15 protein-coding genes and 2 tRNA genes are annotated in these 12844 nt (G+C 61.2%); 4 read left to right on the forward strand and 13 right to left on the reverse strand.

The window, feature by feature from the left end; translation table 11 throughout:
- Positions 1 to 40: 40 nt before the first annotated feature.
- Both MNR02_RS14890 and MNR02_RS14895 read right to left on the reverse strand, forming a co-directional pair.
- Positions 41 to 1006 (reverse strand): DNA cytosine methyltransferase, encoded by a 966-nt coding sequence (locus tag MNR02_RS14890; protein ID WP_241947335.1) that lies wholly within the window; start codon positions 1004 to 1006, stop codon positions 41 to 43.
- Between the two features lie 143 nt (positions 1007 to 1149).
- On the reverse strand, positions 1150 to 1596 hold the full coding sequence (locus MNR02_RS14895; protein ID WP_371746679.1) for a very short patch repair endonuclease: 447 nt from the start codon (positions 1594 to 1596) through the stop codon (positions 1150 to 1152).
- Positions 1597 to 1677: 81 nt separating this feature from the next.
- On the opposite strand from MNR02_RS14895, the gene MNR02_RS14900 reads away from it, so the two are divergent.
- From MNR02_RS14900 to MNR02_RS14910, 3 genes are read left to right on the forward strand one after another with little or no spacing between them, the layout of a single operon-like run.
- On the forward strand, positions 1678 to 2946 hold the full coding sequence (locus tag MNR02_RS14900; protein ID WP_241947336.1) for a hypothetical protein: 1269 nt from the start codon (positions 1678 to 1680) through the stop codon (positions 2944 to 2946).
- Positions 2946 to 3491: a hypothetical protein gene (locus MNR02_RS14905; RefSeq protein ID WP_241947337.1), complete on the forward strand. Its 546-nt coding sequence runs from the start codon at positions 2946 to 2948 to the stop codon at positions 3489 to 3491. Before MNR02_RS14900 ends, MNR02_RS14905 begins: the two co-directional genes overlap by 1 nt.
- Before the next feature lie 42 nt (positions 3492 to 3533).
- Positions 3534 to 4166, forward strand: coding sequence for a DUF2971 domain-containing protein (locus MNR02_RS14910; RefSeq protein ID WP_241947338.1), 633 nt, complete (start codon positions 3534 to 3536; stop codon positions 4164 to 4166).
- 227 nt (positions 4167 to 4393) lie between these two features.
- Here the strand turns inward: MNR02_RS14910 and MNR02_RS14915 are convergent.
- From MNR02_RS14915 to MNR02_RS14960, 10 genes are all read right to left on the reverse strand, one after another.
- Positions 4394 to 4469, reverse strand: a tRNA-Phe gene (locus MNR02_RS14915).
- A 172-nt stretch (positions 4470 to 4641) separates the two neighbouring features.
- Positions 4642 to 4851 (reverse strand): DNA gyrase inhibitor YacG, encoded by a 210-nt coding sequence (gene yacG / locus MNR02_RS14920; RefSeq protein WP_241600254.1) that lies wholly within the window; start codon positions 4849 to 4851, stop codon positions 4642 to 4644.
- Between the two features lies 1 nt (position 4852).
- Positions 4853 to 5473 (reverse strand): Maf-like protein, encoded by a 621-nt coding sequence (locus MNR02_RS14925; RefSeq protein WP_241947339.1) that lies wholly within the window; start codon positions 5471 to 5473, stop codon positions 4853 to 4855.
- A 90-nt stretch (positions 5474 to 5563) separates the two neighbouring features.
- Positions 5564 to 5782, reverse strand: a complete 219-nt coding sequence (infA, locus tag MNR02_RS14930) for a translation initiation factor IF-1 (RefSeq protein ID WP_004435948.1) — start codon at positions 5780 to 5782, stop codon at positions 5564 to 5566.
- A 146-nt stretch (positions 5783 to 5928) separates the two neighbouring features.
- The gene (locus tag MNR02_RS14935) at positions 5929 to 6390 is read right to left on the reverse strand and encodes a low molecular weight phosphatase family protein (RefSeq protein ID WP_241947340.1); all 462 of its coding nucleotides are present in this window, start codon (positions 6388 to 6390) and stop codon (positions 5929 to 5931) included.
- A gap of 4 nt (positions 6391 to 6394) precedes the next feature.
- Positions 6395 to 6871 (reverse strand): UPF0262 family protein, encoded by a 477-nt coding sequence (locus MNR02_RS14940; RefSeq protein WP_241947341.1) that lies wholly within the window; start codon positions 6869 to 6871, stop codon positions 6395 to 6397.
- 3 nt (positions 6872 to 6874) lie between these two features.
- Positions 6875 to 8173, reverse strand: a complete 1299-nt coding sequence (hisD, locus tag MNR02_RS14945) for a histidinol dehydrogenase (RefSeq protein ID WP_241947342.1) — start codon at positions 8171 to 8173, stop codon at positions 6875 to 6877.
- Between the two features lie 45 nt (positions 8174 to 8218).
- On the reverse strand, positions 8219 to 8656 hold the full coding sequence (locus MNR02_RS14950; protein WP_241947343.1) for a DUF2948 family protein: 438 nt from the start codon (positions 8654 to 8656) through the stop codon (positions 8219 to 8221).
- 149 nt (positions 8657 to 8805) lie between these two features.
- Positions 8806 to 10098, reverse strand: a complete 1293-nt coding sequence (gene murA / locus MNR02_RS14955; protein ID WP_241947344.1) for a UDP-N-acetylglucosamine 1-carboxyvinyltransferase — start codon at positions 10096 to 10098, stop codon at positions 8806 to 8808.
- Positions 10099 to 10266: 168 nt separating this feature from the next.
- Positions 10267 to 10467: a hypothetical protein gene (locus MNR02_RS14960; protein ID WP_370879931.1), complete on the reverse strand. Its 201-nt coding sequence runs from the start codon at positions 10465 to 10467 to the stop codon at positions 10267 to 10269.
- Between the two features lie 148 nt (positions 10468 to 10615).
- Between MNR02_RS14960 and MNR02_RS14965 the strand changes: the two genes are divergently transcribed.
- A tRNA-Thr gene (locus tag MNR02_RS14965) sits at positions 10616 to 10690 on the forward strand.
- A 59-nt stretch (positions 10691 to 10749) separates the two neighbouring features.
- Here the strand turns inward: MNR02_RS14965 and pbpC are convergent.
- Positions 10750 to 12834 (reverse strand): penicillin-binding protein 1C, encoded by a 2085-nt coding sequence (gene pbpC / locus MNR02_RS14970; protein WP_241947346.1) that lies wholly within the window; start codon positions 12832 to 12834, stop codon positions 10750 to 10752.
- Positions 12835 to 12844: the final 10 nt, after the last annotated feature.

The raw sequence follows: 12844 nt of genomic DNA on the forward strand, positions 1-12844 counted from the left end.
GGCGATGATCGCCGGACATGGTTAGCGGAAGGTTAAGACTTCAACCTGCGAGTGCCGAAACGGGATGACTTGCTCTCGTCTCCATCGCTTCGCGGAGCTTGGTCGCTACGGCCTTTGCCACTGGCGGCGGGAAGGCGTTGCCGATCTGGCGATAGGCAGCGGTCTTCCGACCGTGGAATTGCCACTCGTCGTCGAACCCCTGGATACGGGCGGCCATGCGGACAGTCAGCCGTGGCATACCGACGAAATCCCGCTCTGGTGCTTCCTCGGCGATCGACTTGCCATTCACGCCGAGTGTCGCCCACGCCATGCGAGCGCGTGTCGGACCAAGATCGGGGCCACCGTGCTTCTTCGAGCCGCCAACCAGAGTCGGAGCAACGTCGTTGGCGCGTTTGGCCCAAGTCTTAGCACCCTTCCAGCCGTTCGCCGACATGAGGTCGATAAGTGTTTCGCCAACCGTGGGCGCGTCGAACGGCGACGGTGACGGCCACTCGAAATGATCTTTTATATCGTCCCTGAGCGCAACGATGATAACGCGTGGGCGCAACTGCGGGACGCCATAGTCGCTTGCATTGAATAGACGCCAATGCGCATCGTAGCCAAGCTTCTTGAGTTCACCTTTGATGAAACCCCTGTAGTCCTCGAACACCGCGCTCAAAAAGCCGCGGACGTTTTCGATCATAATGGCCTTTGGACGGGTCTCGTCGACGAGGCGGATGGCAGCGGGAAAAAGATTGCGCTCGTCTTTGTCGCCAAGCTGTTTTCCGGCGACGGAAAACGGCGGGCACGGCAAGCCGCCGGCCAAAAGGTCGATACCCCGGTAACCCGTTCCGTCGAAAAGCGTGAGGTCTTCCTCGTGGACAGTCCACTGTTTGCGATTAAGGCGCAGCGTTTCGCAGCAGTCCTTGTCTATCTCCACGACGCCGGAGTGATCAAATCCCGCAAGTTCGAGACCGCGAGCCTGACCGCCAGCCCCAGCGCACATCTCAAGGGAAGTAAGGTTCATCGGGAGGCCTCCAGTACAGGAACAAAACAAGAACATTGCCGCCATAGCACGCTGACACGTTCAGCGCAACGGTTCATCCGCTGGTCTAGTCGTACAAGATTTCGCGAGGCTTATCCGGGTGAACGGACCAAGAATCCACATGTTTACTTTTCGCCGAGGAAGTCCGATACGCGCGTGCGAACGGCCTCCAGGTCCCTAAGCTCGCATTCCCAAATGACCAGCACCTTCCAACCTGCTGCCTCGAGAGCGGCTAGATTTTTTCGGTCTCGCTCGACGTTGCGATCCATCTTTGGACCCCAATATGCTTGGTTCGATTTGGCTTCTGATCGAGCTTCCCAGCACTTCGGGTCGTAACGGACATGAGCGTGCCAGTAGCATCCCCGAACTTCGATGATCTTCCGACGTGGCCCGAAAGTCAGGTCGGGTTTACCCGGGAGGTCTTTTCGGTGAAGCCGATATCGATATCCCATTGAATGGGCCAGACGCCTGACAACCATTTCGGGCCTGGTGTCTTTGGCGCGGATGCGCGACATGTTCCTGCTGCGCGCTTCCGAGGTGCAGGTTTTCAAAATGGGCTTTGTCTCATCCATCCTGCAAACTTCTTTGTGGTTGTAAACATTTTGCGCTATCCAGTTCCCTTAATTCTCTAATTAGACTTGGGGCGAACCTGAATGGGCAATGACACAGATAGCGTGATTTTTTCTGGGTTCGAGGAAACGGTCGACACTGCCGAGCTAGAGGAAGCTGCGAAAACATTCTGCGAAGAATTCGATCCACTCGAACGCAGCGCAATGATCATCTTGAGGGACGATTTGACTGGCGCGGCGTTCACTGAATGCCACGTACAAGCGGATCGAATCATTGCCAAGGGGACCACTGACGTTCCTTTGGACCCGGACGAGGCACCCGAATACCGAGCCAATCGTGATGTGGTCTACAGCCATGCGGCGTTCGAGCGGATGCAACAGGATGCTCTACAAGGGCGAAAATTCAGCAATATCGTCTGCGAATATTCTCCCACAAAGAAGCTGTCTCTTGAGATCATCGGCGGTCAGCACAGATTTGAGGCGATCGCTGGATGCGCTTCGTCAGGCATAAACGTTCATCACGGACTGAAGGTCTACTTCAATCTCAACAAGGAACAGCGGCTCGACGTCCAGGTCATCTCAAATACAAACATCTCTGTGCCCACCGATCTGCTCGACCGCATGTTCGCTACCATAGAAGGGACTGACTTACGGGAATGGTGCCAGAAGTGTGGTTTGCTTGAGAAGGGGCGCGACTTCGCAGACATGAACAAGAAAGGTAACCCGATCACCGTTAAAGAGGCTCGGACTTTCATCGTGAACTATTTTCTCGGTCGCGCCATCGCTCCGGACAAGTTCGAATCGGTGGAGACGACTCCGGTCGTCGTAGAATCTGGAACACGAAATCCAAAGCTTTGGACAGACGTGAAAGACAAGCATCCTGAGCTGTGGTCGGACGCTGGGCTGTTGAAGGCAGGCAAAGAGTTTGCATCCCTGATCAATGCGCAGGTCGAATTCTATCGAGACCCTAAATCGAAAAAGCTAAAGGGCAAGGCTGATCAAATCTACAAGACCAAAAACGTCGCGCTCCTAGCTGCCTGGGCGTTCGTTGCCGGATCGCTTCAAGCCAACCCCACGAGGCTCGAGCGGCACTACGGCCTACGCACTCCTAAGGCGAAAGACCCATTGAAAGCGGAGCTCCTGGTCAAAGGTAAACATCATACCGATTCCGAGAGCTATCGCGGATTGGGCTTCCGCTCTGATGCAAAGGAGCGAGGCCGGTTCACCCAACTCTTTTGGCTGCAGGCCGAAAAAGGCGGTGGATTCACTGCGGCGATGATCGACTCTTCGATCAAAGGCTATGAAGCGAAGCGGGCGAACCTCGCCTACGAAGAAAGCAAGTCAAAAATCTGATGAGCGACTTCATCGAATATTCCAGGGACCTCATGGAAGCCGCAAAAGGCTTCCGTGAGAAAGCCATAGCAGCGGATGGTGTTGACCTAAAGCAGGCGTATCTCCGCGCAGCCCTCCTTCATGCTTTCTCCTTTTTAGAGGCGCATCTCAACTACATGGCGGAACATTTTGAAAACAGCCAGATGTTCACCTTGCATGAGCGCGGCATTCTGCTTGAGAAAGACATGTCTTTCGACAATGGAGGATTTTCGATATCGACGAAATCGAAATTTTCTCGGTTGACCGATCGAATCGAACTCTTGTTGTTCAAGTGCTCTGCGGACATGGTGCAGGCGAAGGGCAACTGGTTCTCGAAGCTTAAAGACGCTTTGAAGGTGCGAAACGCTTTAGTGCATCCACGGGAAGCGCACACATTATCAGAAGCACAGGTGACCGAGGCTATGACCGCAATTCTTGATGGGGTCGACACCTTGTATCGTGCTGTCTTCAAGAAGGCGCTGCCATACTCCAAAAAGGGAATCGAAGGCGGCCTGCTGATTAAGTAATGATGGTCGGCGGTCCTACGGGGACGGGATGACGAGGGCATTATGGTCAGCATGGGAACAACGTACCGGAGATATACGAACCTTGCCGCGGCGATCCATATGCTCAGGAGCAACGAGATCACGCTTCTGACGCCTGAGAAATGGGATGACGGAAATGACCGACATTTCATGCAGGTTTATCAGGACAATCTGAAACTGAAGACGCTACTGGCTGTGTGCCTGGCCGCTGACTCTGACACCTACGGTCACTGGCGCGTGTTCTCGCCCAACGTCGATGGGGTGTGTATCGTTCTTCAGAAGGACCTGCTTCTCAAAGCCTTCCGCGACGTGCTAGGCATCCGGCATCAGAAGGTCGAATATCTTGAGATAGCGAGATTGAAAAATCCGCCCAAGACGATGAGCCTCCCGTTTCTCAAGCGGTATCCCTACAAGCCTGAGGGCGAGTACAGGGTCATCTACGAGAGCAAAACGGAGGAGGTCAAAGCTAAGAGCTTCGCGCTTCCGGCAGGCTGCATCAAGGACGTCATCCTCAGTCCATGGATGCCGGAGCCGTTGGTGAATTCGGTAATCGACACACTCAGATCGATTGAGGGATGCGCAGGCCTGTCAATGTACCAAAGCACCCTCATCAAGAACCGTAGGTGGACCGAGTACGCCGACAGCGCCATTACATGATGCTGCCGGCTCTTTTCCCTCGTAACGCTATTCGGCAAAACGGTAGGAGGATAGCTGAAACGGGTAGAGACGAAATTCGGGACTTCGACCTTGAAAGTTGACCAGCCCTTGTAGGCCACGGGTTTCCACAAATGGTAGGTAAACGGTAGAGAGTTCAGAGATGCTACATGGTAGACGCCAACTTATTGACGCCAAACTCGCAAGCTATTGTTTTTCTTGAAGCTTAATGGTGCCCGGAGGCGGATTTGAACCACCGACACGCGGATTTTCAATCCGCTGCTCTACCAACTGAGCTATCCGGGCATCCGGGTGGATTTCTCTTGGAAATCCTTGGGGCGTTTGGTTTCGCCCCGGGAGCGAGCGGGGTTATAGCATCTTGCAAAAATGTGTCCAGCCCCAAGGCGGGTTTTTTGCGGGAAATTTGAGAGGCATTTCAAGCCATGGAAAAGATTGTGCTTTTCCCGGGTGATGGCTGTCACATTTCCTCGTCGTCGGCCTTGGCTTCGTCATCCGCGACAGGGATGGCATAGGAGCCAGAAAGCCAGCGGTTGAGATCCACATCGCGGCAACGGTCGGAACAGAACGGATAATGTTCCCTGGCTGAGGGACGGCGGCAGATCGGGCACGGCACGGCCTTGCGCAGCGGCGCGACATTGGTCGCGGCTTTCTCGTTCTCATCGGCCATGTCAGGCATCCGCCCAGCCGGCATGCACGTCGAAGCCCTCGCCCGACAGCAGTGTCAGCGTCTCATAGAGCGGCAGCCCGACGACATTCGTATAGGAGCCGACGAGCTTGACGACGAAGCTGCCGGCGATGCCCTGGATGGCATAACCGCCCGCCTTGCCGCGCCACTGGCCCGAGGCGAGGTACTGCTCGATATCGGTTGTCGACAGGCGCTTGAAGCGCACCTTCGTGTCGATCACCTTCTGGCGCACGGTGCGATCGGGCGTGATGAGACACACGCCGGTGAAGACGCGGTGGCTGCGGCCGGAGAGAAGATGCAGCGCGCTTGACGCCTCGTCGACCATCTCCGTTTTCGGCAGGATGCGCCGGCCGACCGAAACGACCGTATCAGCCGCCAGGATGTAGCTGCCGGCGTGCGCGGGATCGCCCTTGATGGCGGCGAGCGCAGCCTGCGCCTTGCCCGTCGACAGGCGGCGGGCGAGCGAACGCGGGTGCTCGGAGCGTTTCGGCGTCTCGTCGATATCCATCGGCATAAGGCGCGCGACTTCTATACCCGCCTGCGCGAGAAGTTCCACGCGGCGCGGCGAGCCGGAGGCGAGGATGAGCTTTTCGGTCTGCGCCATGGAGGCTCCGGGAGGCTCCGGGGTGCGCCGCTATTCGCGCGTCGGCCATCGGCCGGGCGGGGGCGCGGCCCCCTCGGCTTGCAAGAGGACTTACTTGAAACGGTAGGTGATGCGACCCTTGGTGAGGTCGTAAGGCGTCATCTCGACCAGCACCTTGTCGCCGGCCAGAACGCGGATGCGGTTCTTGCGCATGCGGCCCGCGGTGTGCGCGATGATCTCGTGCTCGTTTTCGAGCTTGACGCGGAAGGTCGCGTTCGGAAGCAGTTCCGTCACGACGCCGGGGAATTCGAGGACTTCTTCTTTTGCCATGTTTGAGCGATATTCCTTGAAGGTAGATTCGGGGCAGGCTTTATGTCCGCCTCGGAAAAGTTGCCGGAAACTACACAATCCCCGATGCTTTGTGAACACCGAAGCAGCGGCTTTCTGCATTTGGTCCTATCTGTACATCCGGCGGCTCAGCCGGGGCCCTTCAACCGCTTCGCAATCAGCGTCTTCAGGAACTCGCGAACCTCGCGATAGGAGGCGAGAATCTGGTCGCGCGTGCCGGTTGCGACCGTCGGATCGGGGGTCGGCCAGTACATGACGTCCACGGCCATGGAACGCGTGAGTTCAAGCGCGGCGTGGTGGGCTTCCGGTGCCAGCGTGACGATGAGGTCGAAATAGTCGTCTTCCAGGTCCTCCAGCGACCGGGGCACATGACGGCCGAGCGACAGGTCGACCTCGCCCAGCACCGCATCGACGAAGGGGTCGCGCTCACCGGGGCGCACGCCCGCCGAGGCGACGTAGATGCCGGGCAGCATGTCACGCGCCAGCACTTCGGCCATGGGCGAGCGCACGGCATTCATGCGGCACATGAAGAGAATCGAACGGGGCGTTCGCGGCGCATCGATATCGGGTGCCGGGAAAACGCCCTCCATCCACTCACCCGCGCCAGTAGAGAACGCAGACAAGCGTGAACAGGCGGCGGGCCGTATCGAAGTCGAATTTGATCTTGCCCGACAGCCGGTCCATCAGTGTCTGGGAACCCTCGTTATGGATGCCGCGCCGCCCCATGTCGATCGCCTCGATCTGGCTGGGCGTGGCGGACCGGATCGCCTGATAGTAGCTCTCGCAGATCATGAAATAGTCCTTCACGATGCGGCGGAAGGGCGTGAGCGAGAGAATATGCGTGGCGACCGGCTCGCCGTCTTCCGTGCGTATGGCGAACACGAGCCTGGAATCGACCAGCGACAGATGGAGACGATAGGGCCCGCCGCCATGGCCGACGGGCTCGAAGGTATTTTCCTCGATGAGATCGAAGATGGCAACGGCACGCTCGTGCTCCACATCCGGCGTGGCGCGGCCGATCGTCTCGTCCAGCACCACATCGCAGAGGCGGAAGTTGCCCTTCGTGGCCATGGACTAGCCTTCCAGGTTGAGACGGATGGCAACGGAGCGGGCGTGGGCGCCGAGCCCTTCAGCTTCGGCGAGTGTAATGGCGGCAGGACCAAGCGCACGGAGCTGCTCGGCGCCAAGCCGCAGGATCGAGGTGCGCTTCATGTAATCGAGCACGGAAAGCCCCGAAGAGAAGCGGGCGGACCGGGCGGTGGGCAGGACGTGGTTGGAGCCGCCGACATAATCCCCTATCACCTCGGGCGTGTGGCGACCGACGAAGATGGCGCCGGCATTGCGGATTTCCGCCATCAGCGCATCAGGATCGGCCGTTGCGATCTCCAGATGCTCGGCGGCGATGCGGTTGGCCAGCGGAATGCTCTTCTTCAGGTTCGGAACGAGGATGATGGCGCCGAAATCGCGCCAGCTGGCGGCAGCGGTTTCAGCACGCTCCAGCGTCTTCAACTGCCTGTGGACCGCCGCCTCCACCGCATCCGCCAGCACAACGCTGTCCGTGACGAGGATGGACTGGGCGCCGGCATCGTGTTCGGCCTGGGCGAGCAGGTCGGCGGCCAGCCAATCGGGATCATTGTCGCTGTCGGCGATGACCAGCACTTCCGAGGGCCCCGCGATCATGTCGATGCCGACAGTGCCGAAGACCTGGCGCTTGGCGGCGGCGACGAAGGCATTGCCCGGGCCGGTGATCTTCGCGACGGGCGCGATGGTCTCTGTACCATAGGCAAGGGCAGCGACGGCCTGTGCGCCGCCGATGCGATAAATCTCGTCGACGCCCGCAATGCGGGCGGCGGCGAGGACGGCCGGGTTGATTGCGCCTTCCTTGGCGGGAACGACCATGACGACACGCGGCACGCCGGCCACCTTGGCCGGCATCGCATTCATCAGAACGGAGCTCGGATAGCTCGCCGTGCCGCCGGGAACGTAGAGGCCGACGGCGTCGATCGCCGTCCAGCGCGAGCCGAGACCCACGCCGATATCGTCCTCGTAGATGTCGTCCTTCGGCTTCTGGCGGGCGTGGTGCTTTTCGATGCGCTGCGCGGCAAGTTCCAGCGCGGCGATGATCTTCGGATCAACCGCGTCAAAGGCGGCGTCGATTTCCTCGAGCGAGACGCGCATGGAGGTGGTCGCGAAATCGAGGCCGTCAAATTTTTTGGAATAGTCGGCGAGCGCCTTGTCGCCGCGCGCGCGCACATCATCGATGATCGCGCGCACAATGGCGTTAACGTCCTCGGAGACCTCTCGCTTGGTGGTCAGGAACGCAGCGAACCGGCTTTCGAAATCGCTGCTCTGGTAGTCAAGTCTGATCGCCAAGTCGTCCGTCCCTGTCGTCTCCGGCTGAAAAGCCGGTTCATGCTCTCAAACCGCTGGATGGCGGGGTTTCAAGCTGGTTTCCCATGCTCCGCCCGTATCTGCAAGCTGAACTTCGACGCATTCCACATCGAGCGCGATGGAGGCATTGCCGGAGAGCACGAGTTCCAGCGTTCCCTCGGGGCCTTCGCCGTTCGGCGTGAAGTCGATGGCGAGCAGTGAGAGGACCGCATCCTTGTCCTTCCGGTCAATGCCGATCGAACGCACCGCATTGACGCGCTTGAAGGCGATGGCCGCCCGCCGGCGCTCGAAACTCTTGCCGCGCCCGCCCGCCTTTTCCCACACGAAGCGGTTGACGACCACGGAGAAGACGTGATGGCGGGCGTCATAGGCGAGGCCGTCGGTCTTGAAGACCGCATCCTGCAGGTGGGCCGATACGACGGAGAGATCTTCCGTGTCGAGGGCAAACAATTTCAGGCTGTCCATGGTCGGGTCCTTTGCGCAGGCTGTGCGGCATCTCGTATATTAGACCACGAGATAGGACGGCGTGCGGCCGACTGCAACTGCAAGGGGCGGAGCGTTTACAAAAACGCCCCGCCCCTTGTCTGCATGTTAACCCTGCCGCGGCCGACCGGTCAGTCGCTGACGCGTTCGACGATGGCGCCGCACCGTGTGAGCTTCTCTTCCAGGCGCTCGAATCCGCGGTCGAGATGGTAGACGCGCGAGACCATGGTTTCGCCTTCGGCGGCGAGGCCCGCAATGACGAGCGAAACGGAGGCGCGCAGGTCGGTCGCCATGACCGGAGCGCCGCGCAGGCGCTCGACGCCTTCGATCTTGGCGGTCTGGCCGGAAAGCGAAATCTTCGCACCGAGGCGGGCCAGTTCCTGCACATGCATGAAGCGGTTTTCGAAAATCGTCTCGGTGATGTGCGAAATGCCGTTCGACTTGGTCATCAGGCCCATGAACTGGGCCTGCAGGTCCGTGGGGAAGCCCGGGAAGGGATCGGTCACAACGTCGACCGGCTTGATGCCGCCGCCGTTGCGCACAACGCGGATGCCGCTTTCCGTTGACGTGATTTCCGCGCCGGAACGGCGGATCGCTTCAAGAGCCGTTTCGAGCAGGGACGCGTCCGTACCTTCCAGCACCACGTCGCCGCCCGTCATGGCAACGGCCATGGCGTAGGTGCCGGTCTCGATGCGGTCGGGCAGAACACGGTGGCGCGCGCCGGAAAGCTGGTTGACGCCTTCGATGGTGATGGTCGAGGTGCCCGCGCCTGATATCTTCGCGCCCATGGCGTTGAGGCACTTGGCGAGATCCTGCACCTCCGGTTCGCGCGCGGCGTTGCCGATGACCGTCGTGCCCTTGGCGAGCGTCGCGGCCATCATCATGACATGGGTGGCACCGACGGAGACTTTCGGGAAAGTATAACGCGCGCCGATGAGGCCGCCCTGCGGCGCGGTCGCCTCGATATAGCCGCCATCGATCTCGAGCTTGGCGCCGAGCGCCGCAAGGGCCTCGATGAAAAGGTCTACCGGGCGCGTACCGATGGCGCAGCCACCTGGCAGCGAAACGCGGGCCTTGCCTTCACGCGCCAGAAGCGGGCCGATCACCCAGAAGGAGGCGCGCATCTTGGAGACCAGCTCGTAGGGTGCCGTCGTGTCGACAATATTGCGCGATGTGAAGGTGACGGTGCGCGAATAGCCCTCGCCCTGGCGCTCGCGGCGCCCATTGACGGTGATATCGGCGCCGTGGTTGCCGAGAATGCGGATGAGCTGTTCGACATCGGCCAGATGCGGCACGTTTTCCAGCGTCAGCGTGTCGTCGGTGAGGAGCGACGCGATCATCAGCGGCAGCGCTGCATTCTTGGCACCCGAAATCGGGATGATACCCTTGAGTTCGTTGCCGCCTACAATCCTGATACGATCCATGTGCGATTACGGGCCGGGCCCGCCTTTCTCGAAGAATATCGGCGTTCGGAGATGGCGGCCTCTTTAGAGCATCGCAAAAGAAAAATGAAGCCCGCGCCGGTGGCCCGCCTCAGGCGAGCCCCGGTTTGAAAAATCACCCCCGTCGCCTTCTGCTGAAGACAGGCCCGACTAACCGTCCGATTCGTCTTTTTTTGCGGCAGCCGGCGCAGCCGGCAGACCGGTCGTCTCATCGGCCGCCCCCGCACGCCGGGCGCGCGCCTGCTGCTTGCGGCGCTGGAGATTGTCGCGCAGCGTCCTGGCCAGCCGCTCGGCGCGAATCTCCGCTTCCGTCCTGATCTTCCTGTCTTTCGTTTCGTCCGTGCCGCTCATGCCACTTCTCATAACGAATTCCAGCAGATGAAAAAAGCGTGGCCGCCAACAGTTTTGTTGCAACAAACGCCATTTCGCCGCTTGCACTGCCGAACCACCTATGGCAATAGGCCCTCGCTCACGCGAAACAGATGTTGTTTCGCCGGATGCTGCTATAGCTCAGGGGTAGAGCACTCCCTTGGTAAGGGAGAGGCCGAGAGTTCAAATCTCTCTAGCAGCACCATTCTTACCCATTTTTTCCAAGATTGACGATTGTTTGCGAGTCGCCGCACGCGAGCGGGTTTACTCGATGAACACTCGCACGCTCGCCGCGCGGCCGGCGGCGTCTATGACTGTCAGGGTCGAAAAGCCCGCGCCTTCGGGCATCCATTGGGTTGTGCGGCGGCGGGCGGCGTCGGGGAGGACCTTGCCGTTGGCGAGCCAGCGGAAAGGTGCGCGGCCGCCCTGGAGCTTCAGAACGAGGGGGGCGATGTCGGCGCCGGTCGTGGCGCCAAGTTCGACATGCGCGCCTTCCGGCGGATAGACGATCTGCGGGGCGGGCTCGCGCGCTACGGTCGCGACGAGGCCGTTTGCCGTCGTCGAGAAGCGGCGCAGGCTTGCGGGAAGTTCGGACTGGGCGATGCGCACCGCGCCGGAGGGCGCGCGTGGCAGGGCCGTGATGGCGAGGCCCGAGCGGGAAAAGGCCTCGAAGAGGATTGGCGCTGCTGCGCCATAGCCGGTCAGGCCGGGCACCGCGCCGTTGTCGGCCCGGCCGACCCAGACGCCGAGCACATGGCGGCCGTCATAGCCGACGGACCAGGCATCGCGGTAGCCGTAGCTCGTGCCGGTCTTGTAGGCGATGCCGAGACGGCGGCTGCCGGCGGGCGGCGTGACGGCCGAAAGCACATCCGAGACCTGCCAGACGGCCACGGGATCGAGCAGCGGATCGCCGTCTATCACCCCCGCATCGCCGGTGATGCCATCACCGAGCTTCACGGGCACGCCGCGGTTGGCGAGCGCCGCATAGAGCTGCGTGAGATCGCGCAGCGTGATGCCGAGACCGCCCAGACCGATCGCAAGGCCCGGCGTTTCGCCCGGCGGCAGGACGGGCCGTACTTCGGCGCGCCGGAAACGCACCATCATGCGCGTCGGGCCGACGGCTTCCAGAAGACGCACGGCCGGCACATTGAGCGACATCTGCAGCGCCTTGCGCACGCTGACGTCACCTTGGTAGGTCATGTCGAAATTGCGCGGGCGATAGCCGGAAAAATCGGACGGGCGATCCTCGACGATGGTTTCCTGCGCGACGAGGCCCTCTTCGAAGGCAAGGCCGTAGATGAAAGGTTTGAGCGCGGAGCCCGGCGAGCGGCGGATACGCGTCATGTCGATCCAGCCGGCGCGGCTGCCGTCGAAATAATCCGCGGAACCCACCTCACCGAGGATCTCGCCGGTGCGGGCATCCGCCATGATCATGGCGATGGAGACTTTCGGCCCCAGACGCTCGGCAGCCTCGCGAGCGACGGTCTCTAGGCCATCCTGCACGGTGCGATCGAGGGTCGTGCGGTGTTCCGTCTCCTTCGGGTCCTTGCGCAGCGCAAGCTCCGACAGGTGCGCGGCGAAGGCCGGAAGCTGACGCCGGCGATCCGGCACGGCCTCGCCGCCCGCGCGCTCCGCCTCGCCCTCGCCGATCACTTCGGAAACCGCCATACGGGCCAGCACGCGCGCGCGCGCCGCTTCGGCTGCGGCACGATGCCGGTCCGGGCGGCGCTTTTCCGGCAATTGCGGCAGGGCGACGAGCAGCGCGGATTCGGCGACGGACAGGCGCTTCGGCTCCTTGCCGAACCAGGCGAGGCTCGCCGCGCGCACGCCTTCCAGGTTGCCGCCATAGGGCGCAAGCGTCAGATAGAGATCGAGGATCTCGGCCTTGGACAGCCGTCGCTCGAGCTGGATGGCGCGCGCCATCTGGCGCAGTTTGGCGAGAAGCGAGCGGTTTTCGCGCGGCTCGATCAGGCGCGCGACCTGCATGGAAAGCGTAGAGGCGCCCGAGACGATGCGGCCATTGCTGAGAAACTGCCCGGCCGCACGCAGCAGGGCCAGCGGATCGACGCCTGAATGCGCGCCGAACCGCCGGTCCTCATAGGCGACGAGCATGCGCAGGAACTGCGGATCGACATCGGCGGCCGTGGTCTTCAGCCGCCAATGACCCTCGGGCGTGGCGAAGGCGCGCAACAGGCGGTCGTCCCGGTCGAGCACCTCCTTCGACACGATGCCGGCGACATCGACCGGTGGCGGATAGGCACGATCCAAATGGTCGAGCCCTGCGGCGAGAGCGGCGATTGCCGCCGCCCCGCCGAGGGAGCCGATCAGGAGCTTGCGCCAGAGCGCCATCGGTCCGCCC

Source organism: Shinella sp. H4-D48 (assembly GCF_022637395.1).
Lineage (GTDB): Bacteria > Pseudomonadota > Alphaproteobacteria > Rhizobiales > Rhizobiaceae > Shinella > Shinella sedimenti.